Genomic DNA, 21452 nt, shown 5'->3' on the forward strand with positions numbered 1-21452 from the left:
TTCGTTAATTGTTGAGTGCCTCTGCACCGCCAACAATCTCCAGAATTTCACCGGTAATGGCAGCCTGTCTAGCCTGATTGTATGTCAATTTCAATTGATCCCTTAGCTCAGTTGCATTATCCGTGGCCTTGTGCATCGCTGTCATACGCGCACCGTGCTCACTAGCAAAGGAATCCCGTACCGCTTTGTACAACTGCGTCTTCAGCGACTTCGGAATCAACTGCTCAATGATATCAACCTTGGAAGGTTCAAAAATATAATCGGCATTGGAACCTTGGTCACCTTCCGCCGGAACGATTGGTAAAAATTGCTCCGTAGTTACGATTTGTGTAGCGGCATTCTTGAATTTGTTATAGACGAGTTCTATACGATCGTAAGATCCGTTTTTAAACAACCCCATCAATTCCTCAGCAATAGCGGCAACATTCTCAAAGGTCAAATCTTCATAGACATCACTATGGTTTGCCGTAATTGTACGTTTCTTACCTAGAATATCATTGGCTTTCTTGCCTATCGCCATAAAATCGACTTGCTTTCCTTGAAAGGTTTCATCAGCCAAAAATGTACTCTGCTTTAGAATATTGGTATTAAAGGCTCCACACAAACCACGATTTGAGGTAATTGCAACTACCAAAACCTTATTGATCGGTCTGTTATCCGCATATGTACTACCCGAATCAGCATCCATACTTGCACTTAAACCCTGTAAAAGTTCAGTAAGCTTATCTGAATATGGCCTCATGGCGGTAATTGCGTCCTGTGCCTTCTTCAACTTTGCGGCAGATACCATTTTCATGGCACTGGTAATCTGCATCGTTGATGATACCGATGATATTCTGTTACGTATTTCCTTTAAGTTGGCCATTTTTATAAATTATAAGTTGTGAATGATGAGTTATGAGTTTTTTATTATTGCCACTAAAATTCGTATTAACTCTTCACATTTTTTCCTCATCCCTTTTGGTACTTGCCTACCGGTTGCTTCTAAAATATCTAACCAATACAACGTTTCGTCTGCCTCCTTAAGCGCAATACCAAACTTATGTTTAAAATCTTTTTTACTAACTCCTCTTTGTGCTTCCTTAGTATTTGCCCAATACTCGTTCCACTTTTTAACAACTGGGATGCTAGTTCAAAATCATTATTTTTCTTTAAAATATCACAGTATAGAACAATATCACAGGCAAACTGAAAGCTTTTAATCTGAATCGGACTCTCATTCAATGTGCCCATAACCCTGCACTCATAATTCTTAACTAGCTTCTGTATTTTCCTGTTAGGTCCTTACAAACTGCCGTTAATGTATCGGTAACCTCATCGGTCAATTTACCTGTTTTAAGCAAATCCAACACATTCCTATGTTTGGCATTCATGAATTCAATGAAATCCTTTTCAAATTCTTTCACCTTTTCTACAGGAACATCACGTAATAGGTTCTTGGAACCAGCATAAATAATGGCTACCTGATCTTCCACGGTAAAAGGATCATTCTGGGCTTGTTTTAGAATCTCAACGTTACGACGTCCTTTTTCAATAACGTTCAATGTTGCAGCATCCAAATCGGAACCAAACTTGGCAAAAGCTTCCAATTCCCTAAACTGGGCTTGGTCCAATTTCAAGGTACCCGCTACTTTCTTCATTGATTTTACCTGGGCGTTACCACCTACCCTAGACACAGAGATACCTACGTTAATCGCGGGACGTACACCTTGGTTGAATAAATCCTGCTCCAAGAAAATCTGTCCGTCGGTAATAGAGATCACGTTTGTTGGGATATAGGCTGAAACGTCACCTGCCTGGGTCTCAATAATAGGCAAGGCCGTTAAGGAACCTCCACCTTTTACCATAGGTTTTAATACATCCGGTAAATCGTTCATATCTTTTGCGATGTCATCATCGGCAATAACCTTTGCCGCACGTTCCAACAATCTTGAATGCAAATAGAATACATCCCCAGGATATGCCTCACGTCCCGGTGGACGTCTTAATAACAATGAAATCTCACGATAAGCCACCGCTTGTTTTGATAAATCGTCATATATGATCAATGCTGGTCTACCCGTATCCCTGAAATACTCTCCGATCGCAGCACCTGCAAAAGGAGCATATACCTGCATTGGTGCAGGGTCAGAGGCATTTGCCGCTACTATCGTAGTGTAGGCCAAAGCACCTTTGTCCTCCAATACCTTAGCTATGGCTGCAACGTTCGACGCCTTTTGGCCAATAGCCACATAGATACAATACACAGGGTTACCTGCATCGTAAAATTCTTTTTGGTTTAGGATGGTATCGATACATACTGTAGTCTTACCCGTTTGACGGTCACCGATAACCAGCTCCCGTTGTCCACGACCTACAGGAATCATAGCGTCAATCGCCTTGATACCCGTTTGCAATGGCTCTGTAACCGGCTGGCGGAAAATTACCCCTGGTGCCTTTCGCTCCAATGGCATTTCGTAAAGTTCACCGGAGACAGGACCCTTACCATCGATGGGAGCCCCTAAAGTATTTACTACTCGACCAACAATACCTTCACCTACATTAATAGATGCGATACGCTGTGTACGTTTTACAGTAGCCCCTTCTCCAATTTCCCTGGAATGGCCCAAAAGTACAACACCAACATTATCCTCCTCCAAGTTCAAAACGATACCCTCAAGGCCTCCTTCGAACTCAACCAATTCACCATATTGGACGTTTGATAATCCATATACCCTTGCAATACCATCACCTACTTGCAATACGGTACCTACTTCATCCAACGAAGCGGTTGATTCAAATCCTGATAATTGCTGTTTTAAAATTGCTGATACCTCAGCGGCTTTTACTCCTGCCATTTGTTTTAGATATAAAGTTTAGACTTGTTGAGCCTTCAAATATATTATAGACTATTTGTAAATTCTCTTTTTAAATTATTCAATTTATTGGCGACACTGGCGTCGAACTGCAAATCACCTATCCTAAGAATAAAACCACCAATGATATCCTCATCGATTTTATTCTGTATGGTAACCTCATTACCGGTAATCTGTGCCACCTGGACCAATATCTTTTTCTCAAGATCTTTGGTCAATGGTACGGCAGTTGTTACTACAGCCACATCCTGACCTTTAAGTTGCTCATTAAGAATGATATATTTTAAGGCCACCTCGTTTAACATGCCGATTCGCCTATTGTCAACCAATAGCTTGATCAAACCCTCGGAAATCGCATGGGCACCTTTAAAAATAGTGGTTAATGCCTTCTTCTTATCCTCAGCCTTGACAATCGGACTTGCCAACATATTCTTTAATTCCTTACTATCGGAGATAGTTTTGACCACAGTGCGCATATCGTTTTCAACATCAGCGGTTGCTTTGTTGTCAACAGCAATATCCAAAATTGCTTTTGCGTATCGTATGGCGGCTCTCGTATCCTTCATTCTTGATTAATTCAATTTAATATCACCTAACATATCATCGACCAACTTCAATTGTTTGTCTTTGTTGGACAATTGTTCCTTGATGATTTTTTCAGCGATATCAACAGAAAGTTCCGCTACTTGGTTCTTAATATCGGCAACCGCAGCTTTTTTCTCGCTTTCGATGGCAGCTTGGGCCTGCTTGATCATTTTATCACCTTCCACTTTAGCCTGCTCCTTTGAATCGGATATCATTTTATCCTTAATCTCACGGGCTTCTTTCAATAATGCCTCACGCTCGGCTCGGGCTTCTTTCAAAAGCTTTTCACTATCGGCCGTAACATTCTGCATTTCCTTTTTGGCATTTTCAGCTGCCGCTAGAGCATCCTTAATACCTTCTTCCCTATCATTAACAGCATTCAAGATGGGTTTCCATGCAAACTTTCGCAATAACAAAAGCAATAGCACGAACAATATGATCTGCCAAAAGAAAAGGCCGAACGAAAAGTCATTTACTAATTTTTCCATGTTGTCTTGTATTCTATCCTATGTTTTTAAACAATAACAAACAGCTATAACCAACCGTTATAACTGTTTGTCTTTTTGTCTGGTTTATCCCGCAAAAATAGCGGCAAAACCAATTCCTTCAATAAGCGCTGCTGCAATCAACATCGCTGTTTGAATTTTACCGTAAGCTTCAGGCTGACGAGCAATAGCTTCCATTGCTTTTCCACCAATCATTCCGATACCGATACCAGCACCGATGACCGCTAAACCTGCACCTACTACACTTGGAATTTCCATAAAATATATATTAAAAATTAAACATTCAACTTAGTCGCCCAAACCATCGGACATTAATAATTCTTTTGCTAATGTGCCAATTCGGCGTCATCATCAAATTCGTGCCCGGGATCATGCTCTTCCGAGGCGAATCCAAAATACAAGGCGGCCAACATGGTGAAGATATATGCCTGTAAAAGCGCAACCAACACTTCAATCAACGAAATGGCGAACGAAAGTCCAAACGACAATGGACCTCCCACCCAACTCTTGAAAATAAAGATCAATCCGACCAAACTCATTAAAACTACGTGACCTGCAGTCATGTTCGCATACAAACGAATCAAGAGTGCGAATGGTTTAATGAACAAACCTAAAATTTCAATGGGGACCAAGATAATATAAATAATGATCTTACCATACCAAGGCATACCATCACCAAGAGGATCGAAAACATGTTTCCAATAATCCTTGGTTCCCGTTAAGTTGGTAATTATGAATACCAATAATGCCAAAGCCGTAGTTACGGCAATATTTCCCGTTACGTTAACTCCCAATGGGGTTAAACCGAACATATTCAAGAACCATATAAAAAAGAATACGGTCAACAAGAAAGGCATGTACCTTTTATATTTCTTTTCGCCGATATTGGCAATGGCAATATCATCCCTTATATAGAGTACGATAGGTTCAAAGAAACGACCCATACCTGTGGGTATGCTATTGTTCTTTGCGTAGCTTTTTGCAAGACTACTGAAAAGCCAAAGCAATAAAAGTCCTGTTACTATCATCATAACAACACTCTTGGTAATGGAAAAATCCAATGGTCTTACATTGGTGGGATGATGCTCCCCATCGTAACTGATGGTACCTTCGGCATCGGTTTTATATATTTTACTGTGGTACAACACATAATGGTTGCCATCTACCTCTGCGACTTCCTCCCCATGGTGGAATTTGGATGACGAAAACACTTTCAAGCCATTATCCCATAAAATAACAGGCAATGGTAGACCAACGTGATGCACTTTACCATGCTCGTCAGTGGTGCCATAAAAATTAAAATAGTGGGAATCTTGAAGGTGATGTTCTATGAATTCCTTTATTTCGGTTTTCTTGTCCTTTCCTTTCTCAACCTCCTTTTCATTGGCAAAAGAAGAATTGCCAAAAAGAAGAATTGCAGCCAAAAGAAATTTCAATAAAAATGGTTTTCGCATATCACTTTATAGTATCGGTCTCTAAAAATCGCTGCAAATGTAAGTTATTCCCGCAAAAATAAAAAAGCATTCTTGAGTTTATTTAAAGGTATAGGCGCTATAAATGAGAATGTTCTAATTAATCCATTTCTTTAAGGTTTGGGCTGTAAATATCGTTTCGATGATTAGGGAAATACCATAAGGAACAAAAAAAGCGGCAAATTCCAATCGACTCATCTCTCCATCTGCCTTATAAGTCGGATAAAACAATAGGAAGAAGAAAAGGAATTTTATAAAACTTCCTCCCATAAAAAGGAAACCGATCTGGTTTTTCAATTTACTCCTGAAAATATAAATGAAAATAAAGATAGAGGCGGCCAAAATGCAGTTCACCACATAGGAAAGTACAATGAGGTTGTCGTACTTCGGAAATCCTTTATTACCGAGAAAAGTGACATGCACGAGGAATGCCAGACCCAAAGAAAGGATCACAAGGGCAAGAAACTGTATTATAGGGTTGATCTTCGCTATCAATACTTTATTCTTTTTAGCTGTCGCAAAACTACCCAAATAGCAATGGCCACACCGAAAAGGGTAGCTATCGCGGTATAAATTCTTTTTTCAGTCTGATAATGTTCATCGAGCCACATGCCCCCTTGTGCCGCCAAATAAATGATAGCACCCATTTCAAAGGCAATACCTGAGAGCATTGCCACATTTCTAAGGTTATTCTTTTTCTTAGGAGGCTTTTGCTGGTCCATTGTTGTTCGATGTACTGCCGCTTATAGATGATTTGAAACCACCGGAAGCCGAAGTTCCTCCTTTACCTTTCATGGTACAGGATGCGTTGAAAGTAGCACCGGGTTCCACGGCCAATTTGGTCACTGACACCGTTCCTTCTATAACAGCGGATGATTTAAGGGACAATAGGTCGGATACTAAAAGCTCACCATTGAAACTACCTTCAATATCAGCATTTACACATTCTACCTTCCCGTGAATATAGCCATCCTTACCGATGACCACTTTTCCTGAAGTCTTTACATTACCGTCAAGTTTGCCATCGATGCGGAAATCAGCTTCGGAAATGATATCACCTTTGATCCGGGTGTTCTTTTCTATCCTGTTGGGCTGTCCACCAATTTCATTAGTAGCTCTGGGTTTTTGTTTGTCTGAAAACATGTTTATGGTTTTGGGGTTAAAACGAAATTCTTATAATCCAACAGGTTTTTATGTACCTGAATGATTTTATAGTTTGAAGATAAAATTACAAAATTCTCATTGCTAATTCTGTAATCCTTATTGTTTTTTAGCAGTTCGGCATATCCCAAGGCAAAATCCCTCGATTTGAATCCGTGTACCACCACAAATTGATTCTCAACATCATAAATATCCTTGGAAACAACATTCCTGTATTTTAAATCCTGTATGGAATTTTCCAGGCGTTCCATTAAGTCAACCGCTTCTTTTTCGTTGGTTCTCTTAAAAGGAAAGACCACTTTCCAATTCCCTTTTCCCGTTGTACCTGTTTCCTTTGAAAATTCCTTGACTTCCAATTTTGGCAGTTGTTCGGCCACCATTTGCTCGGCCTTCTTGCCTTCCGGATTGTTGGGGTAGGTCAACGCCACATAGTTCAAGGCTTCCTTAAAATCCTCAAAGCCCTGCAACCTTCCAATAGCATTGGCTTTCAACATCTCAAACTTCGGTACGATTGGATCCCCTGTATATTTATTTATATTCTCCTCCGCTTCAGCGATTACCCTTAGGAACTTTTGCTCTTGGAACATTTTATAAAGCCTATCATAATGGGCATCCGGACTATTGGTATTGCCCTCGATCACAGCCGCAGGATTCAATAAAATCTCAGCATATCTCGAATTGGGGTGGTTTTGAAGGATATTCGTTTTCATATCAGCAGCCAACGGACTCCCTTCTTCTTCGTATATCTTGAAAAGGTTGTATTTCGATGGAAGTATCAAACGTTCTTCCGGATTCGATTTTAACACCTCTTCCAACTTACCGGCCGCCAATAGGTTCTCTTTGAATTTTTCCTTATAGATCAATCCCAATTGATAATTGGCAAAATTCCGTTCGGTATTTAAACTGTCAATGACAGTCATATCGGTCGGAATCCTATCTATATAAAAATCCAAGGAAAATTTCTCCTCATCGGATGCGACAAGACCTTGAGCGCCCCCATCAGCAACAACAGCATTACTCTCATCTACCCTGGAAATCGTATTCTTATTCGACCAACGCCAATCATCTTCTAGGTTTCTTTTTCCCCATTTGTTCGTAAAATCGTTTTTACCATAGCCAAGACTGGTGATATTATAAAAATAGAACTTGCCCTTGTTCTCTTTTCCTCCTTTGCTGGCGGCAAAAGCGGCGAAACCTTGGGAAATGCGCTCTACTTCCTTTTTTTCCGCTTCTTCCTTGGCTTTTTTCAAGGCTGCGATATGGGCTTCAAAAAACGCGACCTGTTCGTCCTTAGGTAGATTAAACAAGGTAATTACACTATCGGCATATTGTACGATGTTCTCATATTTCACTACATCTTCCAGGTTATCCAATTTCTTTTTAACCGACCGGTATTTTTTAGTGTTTTCCGGCAAGTTGGTCAAAACGCTATCGTAATAGGCCCCTGCCGTCTTGTATTCGTTCAGGTCAAAATTGTAAATGGCCAGATTCTCATAATTCAAGGCATTAAGCTTGGGTTCATTCTTTGTGGCACGCAAGGATTTATTGAAATACACAATGGCCATACTATCTGACTTGGTGGCCAAGTGGTATTCTGCCAACTGCCTATATATTTTATCGAGAAACGGACGGTTCTCCCTGTTCTCCTCCAAATCGGTCAAATATTCAAATAGTTCCTCACGGTTTTCATTGGTCAGTTCTGTATTCCTGATCTTTTGCAAATGCGCATTGATCATATACACCCGGGGCGATTTCCTATTGAGCTCAATAACCCTGTCAAAAGCAAGGTTTGCACTGTCCTTATATTGCAATTGATTGTATAACTGTCCGATAATATAGTAATATCGCCCTTTTTCTGGATTTTTCTTCGTGTAATAGGAAGCGACCTTTAAGTTTTGTATCGCGGTGTCGGGAACGTTAAGATTGATATACGCCTGGGCCATCATTGCCCTTGCATCGGCATATTCCTGGTCTTTTAGATTTTCAAACTTCATCAAGCGCTTTAAGTTCTTAATGGCCAGTTCCTCGTTCTCTAAACGGATGTTCACTTTCTCCCGCCAAATATTGGCTTCATTCAACTTATCGCTCTCATCGTATTTCCTTAAAATGTAATTGAAGGCCTCTAAGGCAGGAATGTATCGCTCGTCAAAATATCGGGCCTTGCCCAAAAGCAGGAAAGCCTCATCGGTCTGGGGATTGCGTTCAATCTCCTTGATGTCCATGCTGTGCTTTTGAATGGCTTTTGTGGCCTTTTCCTCGGCGATGATAAAGTTGGGGTTGTTATCCTCCGAATCCAGTTTTACCTCATCGGTTACCTCTAGCCTTTCTATGGGCAAGATTTCCCAATAATCGTCCTGATAACCGGCATTGAGTTCCTCGCGACCTTGTTCAAAGGCAATTTCACCGTTATACAGTGTATTGTATTTGGTGTTCATGGCGTGCCAATTTCTATTGATAAATGCGTCCTTTTTGGTAGAACAGGCACTTAGAATGGTCATCGCCAAAACGGCTGAAAGGATGATTTTATATTGAAGCTTCAAAATTCTCTGTATTCGTACATCTAGTAAACTGAAAAACGACCGGATTATTATGCAGTTGGTCGATAAAATACAGTTTTAGGTGGCAACAGGGACTCCTTGAATTGAAAGAACGATGGAAATCGGGAAATCTCCAAGCCAGGAACTATTCTTCCTCCTCTGAAACCTGGTTGCCCGCAAAGAAGCTTTCGAGTTCCCGCAAGGTCTCCGCGGAGGTCTCAATATCCCTAACGACCACGCCTTTGTTCAAAACCACAATGCGCTCGCAGACTTCGGTAACATGCATCAGGTCATGACTGGAAACCAAAACGGTAATTTCCTTTCTTGCCGACAAATCCTTTATGATCGCCTTTAACCTAATCTGGGTGGTAGGGTCTAGGTTGGCAAACGGTTCATCCAATATAATTACTTGCGGATTTCCAATAAAGGAAGCTACGATTCCCGCTTTCTTCTGGTTTCCTTTAGAGAGGTCCCGCAAATATTTTCGCTGTCCTAAAATCTCCCCATGGAAAAAATCCTCAAAATTGGCCAATAAGGCATCCACATCGGCCTTGTTCTGACCCCGAAGCTCACCTATAAAATAAAAATACTCCTCTGGGGTCAGGTAACCGATCAAAAAGGACTCATCAATAAAAGATGATGTAAAAGGTTTCCAATCCTCACTCGTGTTTACCTGTACATCGTTATTTATAATTTGACCGGTGGTCGGTTGTATCAAATCCAACAACAAACTAAAATACGTGGTTTTACCGGCACCATTATTACCTACCAGTCCAAAACTTTGGCCTTTTGGAATTTCCAAATGCCCTATGTTCAAAACCATTTGGCTTCCATATTTCTTGGTCAGTTGTTGTGTTGTGATCATAATTCTAGTTCAAATTTTAAATATTCTTTTTTCTTGCCCAACAAGATTATAACAACCCATAGGCTTAATTATTCTGCTCCTTAAACCCAGCAAGCATGGTGTATTTTCTTTTTCTATAGGCTTCGGTCACTTTGTCTAACAAGGTTTTGCGAAATACAAACCCGACAATACCCATTACCGATAGTGTAATGAGGGCAACCTCAAAGGAGACAAACGTCTTCAAAACAAAATAAAGCACACTTGGAACCACCATAAGGGGCAGCAATACCAAAAACTGGGTAGCACTGGTTCCCTGCATGTTGCCCACCGCACTTTTGGTCAAGTCTATCCTTTTTTTGTTGAAAGACCCGAAAAACAAAATCACGGGAACATTCACCCCGAGATTGTATAGGGCGCAGGCAAAATTAATGGCCAAGGCTTTCCATCCAAAATACACATACGGTATAGAGAGTAAGAACATAACGACTATACTCACGGAAATAAGTCCGGCCTTACTTTCAAGGTATTTGCGCAAGGGAATATTCTGTGACATCATCATACCGTAATACTCACTGTCCCACGCTGGAATGAATTGGCCAAAGTTCGAAAGAAAAATGCCGGTCATAAAAATACCGACAAAAAGGTATATGGTACTGGTATCCCCATAGGTATCCATACTATAAAAAAACAATCCATAGAGTATCATCGCCAAGGAAATGAATACCTGCATCTTGGTACGTTTGTTTCTCCAGATAAGTTTTAAATCCAGTTGAAGAAAAGGTGCAATACTACCAAAGCGTTTGGTCCATGTTAGATCGGAAGTTTCGACCTTGATCGCTTTCTTTTTTAGGGAAGCATCGAGATATAGTTTTTTTCGAAGAAAATTATAATTAACATAGTAGGTACCAATGGCCAACACAAAAGGAAGTAGTGCCAAAATGGGGTTTTGATACAGGCTATAAAACAATTGGCCGGCATACTCCTTAACAGGGAAAACACTAAAATATTCCAAACTATAAAGGGCTAAAATCAGTACTCCCAAAAACAGAAATACCTTATCGCTCTTATTAATAATAAAGTTGGTGTAATTGATGGTGAGTACGATACAGACAATCGCAACCAACCAACCTAAAACATTGGACACAGGATAGCCCTGCGTGATTAAAACGATCGAAAAAGGCACTGCTATGAACAGGGATAGGAAATTATAACCCGACAGTCCTGACTTGACCAAAATATAATGTGCGATCTTACTTTTTTTTATCGGATATAGCAATAAAGGCTTAATATCCATAACCGGTAATTTTTGCATAAAATACCTAAAGAAGAGCTCTATCAGCACCCAGTATAACAAATATCCACACACAATAAGCATGGGGTCTGAATCGGGAAATGCTTTTTTTAGGATAAAAAACAGCCCCACACCCAAACCGGCAAAGGTCACCATCATATAAACCCCCAAAAAGCCCATTAGGAGCTTAAGGGCAAGACTTTTCCCAAAGTTGGAAGACCTGAAGAACGATTTCCACTGAAGGCTAACAAAGTGTTTGAACATAGAGGTTGGTTTTTTGTTCTGTGGAGTTAGTGTTTATAAACATGGTTTTGTTACAAAATTCATGTCATTTTGTATTCGGGATAGGTTTCAGCCAAGAGTTCTTCGGTTTTATGGGGAATAATATTGACCATAACGTGAAATAAAATCCCAATGAGGACCACCACAAAAGAAACCATAAACATACCAAGGGGACTTCCCAAAGGCCATTTTATAAGATTAGGGAAAAGTAAAATCTGAAGTGCAAAATTTAAATAGATAAAAATATTGCCATTGGCCGCAATCATATCCTCCAATAACCATTTCCTGGTTTTAGATCTTTGTTTTCTTCTGTTTCGAAAAACATTGATAAGAAATAAAACCAATACAATTAATATTGCCAGTCCGGGAATATATTTGCTTGTTTCAACGGGTAGCGCTCTCAATACAAGAAAGAGCAATGTCGATGCAGCAAATAGCATGAGCACCTTTGGAAGCTTAAAATATTCCTTGTAAAACCGAAAGAAAATCTTCCAATAGCGCTTATGCATGGCATCACTCTTTTTTTTGATGACATCATAAAAACCAAAGACCCCAAACTTTTTGAATTCCAGATCAAGTGCCTCCTTGAAGGTCAATTGGGGCCGTTGAACCATTACTTCCTCAATACCGTTGGCCAAATGATCGACCAATTCCAATTGCACGTCATAGTACTCAACATAATGTTTGCGAGTGAATTTGAAGAGTTCTTGTATTTGGTCTTGGGTTAGTTTCATTGAAAATAATATTATTGGATACTCCAATCAGGATTGACCAGATTGTGCATACTTCGAATAAATTCTTCCAGTTCTGCCAAACGGTTCACGGTTTCCTTTTCCCCCTTTTCTGTGAGCTTATAATACTTGCGAAGTCGATTATCCACTTTGGCCACCTCTGCTTCCAGAAGTCCTTCTGCCTCTAATTTATGAAGTGCAGGATAAAGAGCCCCTTCAGTAATTTTTAATTCCCCCTTGGTAAGCTCCTTTACCTTTTGGGTAATCTCATAGCCATACATTTTACCCTTTTCCTCCAACAACTTGAGGATAATCGTATTTAAGCTACCTTTGAATAATTTGGAATTTGCCATTTTTCACTTTATGCCATTTCAAATTTATACATAATTTTCTTATGCATAAGATAGTTATGTATGTTTTTTTTATATTCCAGTTTAAAATAGAATTCCCAATGCTTAGCTTTGCAGTTCATTAATAAGAATTTAAGCATGACCCATTTTCATCCTTTGACCGTAAAACAGATCAAACAACTTACACCAAGTTCAGTGGCCATTACTTTTGAAGTACCCAAAGAATTAAAGCAGACTTTTGCTTTTGTTCCTGGTCAGTATATCACTATAAAAAAGGAAATTAAAGGTAAGGAATTGCGTCGTGCCTATTCAATCAGTTCTTCACCCAAACGCGATTATATAACCATTGGAGTGAAAAAGGTGGATAAAGTTGGATTTTCACATTACGCCAACACCGAACTAAAAGTGGGCGATGTCCTTGAGGTTATGCCTCCTGATGGTCGGTTTGTTTTTGAACCTACCGATTCACCTACAAACGTGGCTGCATTTGCTGCCGGCAGTGGCATTACCCCAATCATGAGTATTTTAAAGGAGGTTTTGGAAAGCAATCCCCACAATACATTCGTACTCGTTTACGGTAACAAATCCAATGCCGAAACCATGTTCTATAAGGATTTGCTAAAACTACAGCTAGACCATGCCGATCGTTTTTTCGTGTATTTTACCAATAGTAAGGTCCAGGAAGAAGGTTCCTTGTTTGGACGTATTGATACGTCATCAGTCAACTACGCCTTAAAGAACAAGCATAAAAACATCAAATTCGACGCCTTTTATCTTTGTGGTCCCGAAGATATGATCCATTTAGTAAGCAATACACTCCAGGATAATGGCGTTGCCAAGGATAAAATCCATTTTGAATTATTCACCACTACCGAAACCACTGCGGAGGTCGCACCGGTCGCGACTGACGGCAAGACCCGGGTAACGGTTATTCTGGATGATGAGGAATTTAAACTTACCATGGGTAAAAACGAAGTAGTCCTTGATGCCGTTTTGAAGGAGAACATCGATGCCCCTTATTCTTGCCAAGGTGGGGTTTGCAGTAGTTGTATCGCTAGGATTACAGAAGGAAAGGCCGAGATGGTGAAAAACCAGATCCTTACCGATGGGGAGATTGAGGAAGGATTGATCCTCACCTGCCAGGCACGCCCCTTGACTCCGACTTTAAAAGTCGATTATGATGATGTTTAAGAGTATTTGGGCCTAAAAACACTTTGTGTGGATGTGCCGTTTTCAAACCAGCCGGTTTGTTTTGGTCGCCAAGGCATTCATTACCATTGAATCGATGCATTTCATCGATGACACAGGGCAATCTGGCCATAAACACCTATTACCACAGATTAAAATAAATATCAAAACCGACCCACGGGTCGGTTTTGACAAACCACCCATGTAAATAAATTATTTTCTTGGCTGTTAAGAATACCCTCTCTTTTCGACTTATTTGAAATAGGTTTTGTATAAATTTACAGGAACGCTTTACACAAATGCACGCATTGAACATACATGATACGGCTATTTTGGTTTTTGCACTGTCCTCGCAAGCGGAATGCAGACGCAAAAAAATTGCAAATAGCAATGCTTTGTTCAGCGCGCTTTCCGAGCACAGTCTTGGTATGGTTACCAAAACAGGTCTTCCCTATTTTCATTACACTGAAAAAGAACAGGAAGGCCATACTTTTGGCGAACGATTCACGAACGCCATACAAGCTGTTTTCGAAAAAGGTTATAAACGTATCATTACCATTGGCAATGACACACCCCAATTAAAAACCTCCCACATCCTGGAAGCAGCCAAGCTTTTGGAAAACAACAGATTGGTATTGGGGCCTTCAGCCGATGGCGGCTTTTATCTGATGGGGCTTCATCAAGAAAATTTCAATCCGGAAAATTTCCAAGCCCTGCCTTGGCAGACTTCGGGATTGGTTTCCCGGCTATTAGCGTCATTTCCTGCGGGCAATCATGAAATAGTCCAACTAGATAGGTTGTTCGATATTGATACGTATTGGGACATTAACCTTCTTTCCAAGTTCTCAAATCAGCTTACCCCCTTTATTGAGAAGATTATTTTGGCATTGATAAACACCAATGCCGTTATATATCCATATACACTTCTTTCCAAAGAACAGTTCAACTACTGTATTCATCAAAACAAAGGCTCGCCAATACCTTTAGAGGCATAGCATTACACTGCCTTTTCCTTCGACATATCACAAAAACACAACACCAAAGGGGTGCTCCTTGCCATTTCGCTTCGAAATGAATGGGAATATCACCCTAAAATCAATAACAACTTCTTAAAAGCTTTATAATGGCAAAATCATATTACGACCCTGCAGACCTTAGAAAATTTGGAAAGATTACGGAGTGGAGTGAGGAATTAGGTACTAAATTCTTCGATTATTACGGTAAAGTCTTTGAAGAAGGAGCCTTATCGGCGCGCGAAAAATCGTTGATTGCATTGGCCGTTGCCCATGTGGTCAAATGTCCCTATTGCATCGATGCCTATACCAAAGACGGATTGCAAAAAGGAATTACCAAGGAAGAAATGATGGAAGCCGTTCATGCTGGGGCCGCAATTGAAAGTGGGGCAACCTTGGTACATGGGGTGCAGATGATGAACAAGTACGATAAATTAAGCATGTAAACAGCACAGTGGCGGCACACAAATCCAATCGGGCAATTATTTGTCCCGATGGGATATGGTGACCGACAACCAAATAGGAAACTATGGCGACAAAATCATTAAAAGCAAGGCATAATGGACTTGCGGAAAAAAACGAGCAACTGAAAATACTCAATGGCGGTGTTTTTGAAGAAGGTGAACTGCCTTATTTTAAAGATAAGATCGCGCTCACAGGACATTATCCCCTGAGACCGAAAAAGCTGGAGATCTTTCAGATCAATTTAGGTTATATGTGCAATCAGGTTTGTGAACATTGCCATGTTGATGCAGGACCGGACCGTAAAGAAATCATGACCCGTGAGACCATGCAGTATTGTTTGGAGGTCATTCGCAATACGGGGGCCCATACGTTGGACCTTACCGGAGGTGCCCCTGAAATGAACCCCGACTTTCGATGGTTTGTTGAGGAAGCTGCCAAGGCCGGTATCCAAGATTTTATCGTTCGTTCGAACCTAACCATCATTAGGGCCAATAAAAAGTACCATGATTTGCCAGAGTTCTTTAAAAAACACAATGTACATGTGGTATCCTCTATGCCCCATTACACTCGGGGAAAAACCGATAAACAAAGGGGTGACGGGGTTTTTGATAAGTCGATCAAGGCTTTGCAGGAGTTAAATGCCGTAGGCTATGGCCTGCCAGACAGTGAACTTAAACTGGATTTGGTATATAACCCTTCCGGCGCCTTTTTGCCCGGAGACCAAGTAGCCATGGAAAAGGATTTTAAAAAGGCCTTGAAAGAGGATTTTGATATTCAGTTCCATCATCTGTTTGCCATTACCAATTTGCCTATTTCACGGTTTTTGGACTATCTGATCGCTACGGATAATTATGAGGACTATATGTATGCCTTGGTTGAGGCCTATAATCCTTCGGCGGTTGAAAATGTAATGTGTACCAATACGATTTCAGTCAGTTGGGACGGGTGGTTGTACGATTGCGATTTTAACCAGATGCTCGAATTGAAGGTCGATAGTAAAATCAAACACATCAAGGATTACAATGAAGATATTCTGAATGATAGGGATATCATCATCTCACAGCATTGCTATGGTTGTACCGCAGGGGCAGGTAGTAGTTGCCAAGGAACTGTGGCCTAATATTGGTCTAAATCTTAGCATGTATAGGATTTAGACCCCCTTTTTATCTAGGGAATACAACACTTAAACCGACCGGCCGGTTTGTTGAAGCGTTCGACAATTGGGTAGTACATCGGGATTTCTGCATTTTAACGTTTTTTTCCTTACCCTTATCCTTTTAAAACGGGCATTACCTAAGGTTGGGGGTTCTTTGTTTAAGACTTAACGGTCTAATTGAACCATTAAACCCAATCTTATGGACAAGAACCTAAAACGCATGGCTACCATGCAACGATTACAAGTAACAGGCCTTGAATTGTTTTACAAAAATGGCTATTACAATACTAGTGTCGATGATATTTTAAAAAAGCTTTCCCTTTCCAAAGGGGCATTTTATTATCATTTTGACTCGAAGGAGGATTTCTTTACCCAAATTCTTGAGAACCTTTTGGCCCGTAAAGTCTATAGCATGTTGATAGAACCCATCGAGGGGCATGAAAATCCGTTGCTTTTAATCACCAACTGTTTTGAAAATGCATTGGAAACCGCTGTGCACAACGAGATGGATTGTGGCTTTGTCCTGAACAATTTCATTAATGAGTTTCGTGGAAAAAACGAAAAGATAATGAAGCACCTGAATGATATTCTCCAGATTTGGGAAGTCAACCTGGTATCCGCATTGCAAAAAGGAAAATTCAACGGCCATATCGATAGGCATATTGATGCCGAGGGCATTGCTTTATTCTTAATGAGTTCGTATATGGGCATACGTACCCTTATGGCCGATAACGCCCCAAGTGCGCGTAAATACAGATTCATGTCGCAACTTAAAATGTACTTTAAGACGATTGAAATCAAACAACCCACCCTATAGTCGAAGAACAACTACGCATTCAGGAGAAAGATGATTTTTTCAAGGATATCTTCGGGGTCTATTGAAGTCATCACATTTTCATACCCTTTGGGAACTTTGTTACCATAAATGGAAGTCGGTATCAAGGGATAATTGGTCCTGTCGGATAAAAGTGCATTATCCAAATCTTGTCCATAGGGATAAAATCCGGCAAATGGATGTGTAACACCCCATAGGGTAATCGTAGGGATACCGAACAGTGCAGCCAAATGTGCATTGCCACTATCCATGGATACCATTACATCCAGGTTCGAAATCAAGGCCAGCTCCTCTTCCAAGGTAAGCTTGCCTACAACCGAAAGACAATCATTGTACGTTACGGCCCAAGAATCGAGGAGTTCTTTTTCCTTTTGCCCCCCTCCAAACAGCAATATTTTATACTGATTGGTACTGTTTAAGTCCCGCACTACCTGTTCCATTAACTCCAAAGGGTACATTTTTCCGGAAAAAGCGGCAAAAGGCGCAATTCCCACCCATTTTCTTGAATCGCTTCCCACAGTATCCAAAATAAAATTAGGCAATGTCCTTTTCGGCAAATAGTTGTTGATTGTGAGGTTAAAAGGATATCCCATTTGAGAGAAGACATCTGCATAGCGCTGATGCGTGGTTTTTAATTGCTTAAAGACTCTATTCTTTTCAGCGGTCAATGCCTTTTTCTCTTTTCTTCCCTTATCAATCTGTATAAAAGGAATCCTGTCCAAACGGAAATACTGTTTTAGGATATTGCTTCGAAGCACGTTATGTAAATCGGCAACGGCATCTATTTTTAATACCTTAAGTTCCTGGTATAGTTTCCAAAGTCCAAAAACCCCTTTATGTTTCCCAGAAACATCGGCAACATGAACATTAACCCGTTCCAAACCATTGAAAATAGGTACAAGGAATTTTTTGGTAAGTACGGTCACCTTAAGATCGGGATAAGCATCAAGAAGTGATTTAATCACCGGAACGGTCATTGCAACATCACCCATGGCAGAAAGCCGTATTACCAATAGGTGTCTACCGTTTTCCATAGTATAAAGTCCAAAAATTACTTTTGACCGCGAAGAACCGGGTTCAATTCGTCGTCATTGTACATTTTCATTTGTTTATAGACCTTCATATACTTTTGTCCAGCTTCGATATCGTTCAATAATTGATCTATGGCCGTTGACAAATCAACTCGCTGTTCCAGCAGTACATTCAATTTTTCCCGACATTTTTGAAGATGTTCTTCCGAGGCGTCTGTTCGATCCGCCTCCTCTTGCATGTGATAGATCTTCAATGCCAGAATTGATAATCGGTCTATGGCCCAAGCCGGACTCTCCGTATTGATAACAGCGTTATCCACAATGTTGACCGATTGGTATTTTTTAAGGAAATAACTGTCTATATATTCAACCAAATCAGTCCTATCCTGATTACTGGCATCGATTTTCCGCTTTAAAACAAGGGCAGCCACCGGGTCAATGTCTGGATCACGAATAATATCCTCATAATGCCATTGAACCGTATCAATCCAATTTTTACGATATAGCAAATGTGCGATATCATCTTTAGGATACGGGTTATTAAAAGGTTGGTCCACGGAATCTATTTCGTGGTATTTTAAGATACTTTCCTGAAAAATACGATTGGCTAACGAACTGAACATCTCAATTTATTTTACACAAATATACCTTTTATTTGCTATAAAATCATGACGGATAAGAAGACAATAACAGGGATTAATATGGATCCCAACAAAACAATTTCCTTGATTTTCTCGCGCTTTATGGACTCAACATAATTTGTCATGAACACCGCTCCCGGGAAAAATGTCAGCAATATGGGGTATTGTTCTTCTGAGGATACCAACACATTTATAACCAGACCGATAATAAGGAAAAAAACGACGAGCCGCGTTGTCACGATTTTACCGACACCGGAATTCCCAAGGTTTATAAAGGCCAAAACACCTAATATAAACAAGACGAGAACGTAAATAATGAGTCTACCACTACTCGCCCAATTTAGATAATCACTAGGGTCGAACATGACCGTAAAGTGGTAATGTGTAAGAAAGAAATCGAGATTACTGGTCAACACCAAAAAACCGGAACTTAACAAAAGTACCGCAAAAAAAGCGGCAAAAGGCACCAACCAATTTCTAAAGCTCTTAGGGTCATAGATGTAAATTGCAATAAATACGACCAAAAGGAACAAAAGTGCCCAATCATAAAAGAGACTGGCAAAAAGAATCCATAACGATGCGTCGAATATCTTCATCTTAATCCCCTTCAATGTCCGCATACTAATAATCCTCCGAATGGACAATAAGATAAAAGTATTGCTTAGGATAGCTTTGTTATCGCTCAAAGTTTCCGGAAAGACAACCATCAAGAGGGCAAAAAACAAGATTGTATAGGAGTTCGCCAGCGTTATTTTATTCCTTTTTACAATGAAATCGACAAGAAAAATGGAAAAAAACAATGTGGACAACACCAATGTTTGCCACAACAATTCCTCTGGGGGATAAGCCTTTTTAAATAGTAAAAAATGAACAAGCCAATAGAGCAAAAACAAAAAAGTTACTACAATTATGTAGTTAATAGGTTTAGTTTTGCCAAAAATACTTGTAATCATCTGCGGTTTTTATATTTTTGTCCCGTAAATATACTATAAGATGAAGGCATTTTTTGAAGGCATACAGGATTTATTTGTGAATGGTCTTTTCTGGCCCTATGATTTTTTAAGGTTCACCAAAAACTGGTGGGCCGCCAATACGGTCAACTGGATATTCATGATTATCTGCTTTACCGCTTTTGTGTATTGGATGCTTCAACTCAAGAAATACAACGACAATAATGAAGAGGATAAATCAATCTCTTCACATTCCTACTTATAGGTCGAACCCAATATCCTTTCGAAAGTCCATCTTCTCAAAACATATCTTAGCGATATTTTGATAAGAGGTTTGTAGTGCTTCCTTAAAATCATTGCCATAGGATGTAATTGCCATTACCCTACCGCCATTGGTCACCACCTTACCGTCTTTAAGGTCTGTGCCTGCATGAAATACAATGGAGTCCTTGATGTTTTCGAATCCCATAATTTCCTTTCCTTTTTCATAGGCTTCAGGATAACCCCCGGATACCAACATTACGGTTGATGCCGTGCGGTCATCAATTTCAAGGTCGATGCTATCCAGAGTTTGATTGGCAACCGCTTGGAAAATGGTGACCAAGTCGGTTTTTATTCTTGGTATGACCACTTCGGTCTCTGGGTCTCCCATTCTAACATTGTACTCAATAACGAATGGATCATCACCTACTTTTATCAAACCAATGAAAATAAAACCCTTATAAGGCAGTCCATCGATTTTAAGCCCCTCTACGGTCGGTTTAACCACTCGCTCGTGTATCTTGTCCATTAACTCCTTATCCGCGAAAGGAACTGGCGAAATTGCACCCATACCACCGGTATTCAATCCAGTGTCACCTTCACCGATTCTTTTATAATCCTTGGCTGTTGGCAAAACTTTATATCCCTTACCATCAGTAAGCACAAAGACGCTTAATTCTATACCCGATAAAAACTCCTCGATAACAACGGTCGTACTCGCTGCGCCGAATTTGGCATCGACCAACATGGATTTCAGTTCCTCCTTGGCCTCTTGTAAATCGTTCAAGATCACTACCCCTTTACCAGCTGCGAGCCCGTCTGCCTTTAAAACGTATGGGGGTTTGAGTGAATCCAGAAAAGTATACCCAGCTTCCAAGGTCTCTGCAGTAAAACTATCATACGCTGCCGTAGGAATATTGTGTTTTATCAAAAACTCTTTGGCGAACCCCTTACTCCCTTCCAAGGTAGCAGCTGCTTTCTGGGGCCCGATTACCGGAATATCCTTTAGCTCGGGGTCACCAAGGAAAAAATCATGGATTCCATTCACCAATGGGTCTTCAGGACCCACGACCACCATATCAATGTTATTGGCGATTACAGCCTCCTTGATTTTTTCAAAATCATTTACACCGATGGGTAAATTAGTACCAATAGTACTCGTGCCAGCATTTCCGGGAGCAATATAAAGATGTGATAATTTAGGGCTTTGGGCAAGTTTCCAAGCGATGGTATGTTCACGACCACCCGATCCAAGAATAAGAATATCCATAATTAAAGTTTGCGCAAAAATACAGCTT

The 21452-nt window shown here is 40.3% G+C and carries 25 protein-coding genes and 1 pseudogene; 7 read left to right on the forward strand and 19 right to left on the reverse strand.

The features are described 5' to 3' along the window. Window positions 1-4 precede the first annotated feature (4 nt). The 15 genes and pseudogenes from atpG to LX92_RS00930 all read right to left on the reverse strand — a co-directional run bounded on the left by atpG (window position 5) and on the right by LX92_RS00930 (window position 12617). Entirely contained in the window at window positions 5-865 is an 861-nt protein-coding gene (atpG, locus tag LX92_RS00860; RefSeq protein WP_109648389.1) for an ATP synthase F1 subunit gamma, read from the reverse strand. A 30-nt stretch (window positions 866-895) separates the two neighbouring features. Then, a pseudogene (locus tag LX92_RS00865) lies at window positions 896-1233 on the reverse strand (four helix bundle protein). Between the two features lie 23 nt (window positions 1234-1256). Then, on the reverse strand, window positions 1257-2837 hold the full coding sequence (gene atpA, locus LX92_RS00870) for a F0F1 ATP synthase subunit alpha (RefSeq protein WP_109648390.1): 1581 nt from the start codon (window positions 2835-2837) through the stop codon (window positions 1257-1259). Between the two features lie 44 nt (window positions 2838-2881). After that, window positions 2882-3421, reverse strand: a complete 540-nt coding sequence (gene atpH, locus LX92_RS00875) for an ATP synthase F1 subunit delta (RefSeq protein ID WP_109648391.1) — start codon at window positions 3419-3421, stop codon at window positions 2882-2884. Window positions 3422-3427: 6 nt separating this feature from the next. Continuing rightward, window positions 3428-3928, reverse strand: coding sequence for a F0F1 ATP synthase subunit B (locus LX92_RS00880; protein ID WP_109648392.1), 501 nt, complete (start codon window positions 3926-3928; stop codon window positions 3428-3430). Between the two features lie 84 nt (window positions 3929-4012). Then, complete coding sequence (gene atpE, locus LX92_RS00885) at window positions 4013-4204, reverse strand: ATP synthase F0 subunit C (RefSeq protein WP_109648393.1); 192 nt, start codon at window positions 4202-4204, stop codon at window positions 4013-4015. A gap of 68 nt (window positions 4205-4272) precedes the next feature. Further along, window positions 4273-5400, reverse strand: a complete 1128-nt coding sequence (atpB, locus tag LX92_RS00890; RefSeq protein WP_109648394.1) for a F0F1 ATP synthase subunit A — start codon at window positions 5398-5400, stop codon at window positions 4273-4275. 114 nt (window positions 5401-5514) lie between these two features. Further along, a complete protein-coding gene (locus tag LX92_RS00895) occupies window positions 5515-5913 on the reverse strand; it encodes a hypothetical protein (RefSeq protein ID WP_223308299.1) in 399 nt (132 codons plus the stop codon). After that, complete coding sequence (locus LX92_RS00900; RefSeq protein WP_109648395.1) at window positions 5910-6140, reverse strand: AtpZ/AtpI family protein; 231 nt, start codon at window positions 6138-6140, stop codon at window positions 5910-5912. The genes LX92_RS00895 and LX92_RS00900 overlap by 4 nt, the downstream gene beginning before the upstream one ends. Continuing rightward, on the reverse strand, window positions 6118-6561 hold the full coding sequence (locus LX92_RS00905) for a bactofilin family protein (RefSeq protein ID WP_109648396.1): 444 nt from the start codon (window positions 6559-6561) through the stop codon (window positions 6118-6120). Before LX92_RS00905 ends, LX92_RS00900 begins: the two co-directional genes overlap by 23 nt. A 2-nt stretch (window positions 6562-6563) precedes the next feature. Then, window positions 6564-9119: a type IX secretion system periplasmic lipoprotein PorW/SprE gene (gene porW, locus LX92_RS00910; protein ID WP_109648397.1), complete on the reverse strand. Its 2556-nt coding sequence runs from the start codon at window positions 9117-9119 to the stop codon at window positions 6564-6566. 142 nt (window positions 9120-9261) lie between these two features. Further along, complete coding sequence (locus LX92_RS00915; RefSeq protein ID WP_109648398.1) at window positions 9262-9981, reverse strand: ABC transporter ATP-binding protein; 720 nt, start codon at window positions 9979-9981, stop codon at window positions 9262-9264. A 64-nt stretch (window positions 9982-10045) separates the two neighbouring features. Continuing rightward, window positions 10046-11515 carry a DUF5687 family protein gene (locus LX92_RS00920; RefSeq protein ID WP_109648399.1) on the reverse strand — a complete coding sequence of 490 codons (1470 nt, stop codon included), beginning with the start codon at window positions 11513-11515 and terminating at the stop codon, window positions 10046-10048. A 59-nt stretch (window positions 11516-11574) separates the two neighbouring features. Then, the gene (locus LX92_RS00925; RefSeq protein WP_109648400.1) at window positions 11575-12267 is read right to left on the reverse strand and encodes a hypothetical protein; all 693 of its coding nucleotides are present in this window, start codon (window positions 12265-12267) and stop codon (window positions 11575-11577) included. Window positions 12268-12278: 11 nt separating this feature from the next. After that, a complete protein-coding gene (locus LX92_RS00930; protein WP_109648401.1) occupies window positions 12279-12617 on the reverse strand; it encodes a PadR family transcriptional regulator in 339 nt (112 codons plus the stop codon). A gap of 135 nt (window positions 12618-12752) precedes the next feature. On the opposite strand from LX92_RS00930, the gene LX92_RS00935 reads away from it, so the two are divergent. The 6 genes from LX92_RS00935 (at window position 12753) to LX92_RS00955 (ending at window position 17253) form a co-directional block, all read left to right on the forward strand. Beyond that, entirely contained in the window at window positions 12753-13805 is a 1053-nt protein-coding gene (locus LX92_RS00935; RefSeq protein WP_109648402.1) for a ferredoxin--NADP reductase, read from the forward strand. Window positions 13806-13836: 31 nt separating this feature from the next. After that, window positions 13837-14010 carry a hypothetical protein gene (locus LX92_RS22360; RefSeq protein WP_170117772.1) on the forward strand — a complete coding sequence of 58 codons (174 nt, stop codon included), beginning with the start codon at window positions 13837-13839 and terminating at the stop codon, window positions 14008-14010. A 91-nt stretch (window positions 14011-14101) separates the two neighbouring features. Then, window positions 14102-14797: a TIGR04282 family arsenosugar biosynthesis glycosyltransferase gene (locus LX92_RS00940; protein WP_109648403.1), complete on the forward strand. Its 696-nt coding sequence runs from the start codon at window positions 14102-14104 to the stop codon at window positions 14795-14797. Between the two features lie 128 nt (window positions 14798-14925). Continuing rightward, window positions 14926-15261, forward strand: coding sequence for an arsenosugar biosynthesis-associated peroxidase-like protein (locus LX92_RS00945; protein WP_109648404.1), 336 nt, complete (start codon window positions 14926-14928; stop codon window positions 15259-15261). 83 nt (window positions 15262-15344) lie between these two features. Next, window positions 15345-16400 (forward strand): arsenosugar biosynthesis radical SAM (seleno)protein ArsS, encoded by a 1056-nt coding sequence (gene arsS / locus LX92_RS00950; protein WP_109648405.1) that lies wholly within the window; start codon window positions 15345-15347, stop codon window positions 16398-16400. A 235-nt stretch (window positions 16401-16635) separates the two neighbouring features. Further along, a complete protein-coding gene (locus tag LX92_RS00955) occupies window positions 16636-17253 on the forward strand; it encodes a TetR/AcrR family transcriptional regulator (RefSeq protein ID WP_109648406.1) in 618 nt (205 codons plus the stop codon). Between the two features lie 11 nt (window positions 17254-17264). On the opposite strand, the gene LX92_RS00960 is transcribed toward LX92_RS00955, so the two are convergent. Genes LX92_RS00960 through LX92_RS23020 form a run of 3 tightly spaced genes read right to left on the reverse strand, consistent with a single transcriptional unit; the run spans window position 17265 to window position 19539 of the window. After that, on the reverse strand, window positions 17265-18305 hold the full coding sequence (locus tag LX92_RS00960; RefSeq protein WP_109648407.1) for a glycosyltransferase family 9 protein: 1041 nt from the start codon (window positions 18303-18305) through the stop codon (window positions 17265-17267). A 17-nt stretch (window positions 18306-18322) separates the two neighbouring features. Continuing rightward, window positions 18323-18925, reverse strand: a complete 603-nt coding sequence (locus LX92_RS00965) for a DUF4254 domain-containing protein (RefSeq protein ID WP_109648408.1) — start codon at window positions 18923-18925, stop codon at window positions 18323-18325. 35 nt (window positions 18926-18960) lie between these two features. After that, window positions 18961-19539, reverse strand: coding sequence for a hypothetical protein (locus LX92_RS23020; protein WP_394340333.1), 579 nt, complete (start codon window positions 19537-19539; stop codon window positions 18961-18963). 397 nt (window positions 19540-19936) lie between these two features. On the opposite strand from LX92_RS23020, the gene LX92_RS00975 reads away from it, so the two are divergent. Then, window positions 19937-20158 (forward strand): DUF6341 family protein, encoded by a 222-nt coding sequence (locus LX92_RS00975; protein ID WP_109648410.1) that lies wholly within the window; start codon window positions 19937-19939, stop codon window positions 20156-20158. Here the strand turns inward: LX92_RS00975 and purD are convergent. Further along, a complete protein-coding gene (gene purD / locus LX92_RS00980) occupies window positions 20153-21424 on the reverse strand; it encodes a phosphoribosylamine--glycine ligase (RefSeq protein ID WP_109648411.1) in 1272 nt (423 codons plus the stop codon). The two genes, LX92_RS00975 and purD, sit on opposite strands and share 6 nt — an antisense overlap. Window positions 21425-21452 lie beyond the last annotated feature (28 nt).

This window comes from Maribacter polysiphoniae, assembly GCF_003148665.1.
In the GTDB taxonomy this organism is placed as follows: domain Bacteria; phylum Bacteroidota; class Bacteroidia; order Flavobacteriales; family Flavobacteriaceae; genus Maribacter_A; species Maribacter_A polysiphoniae.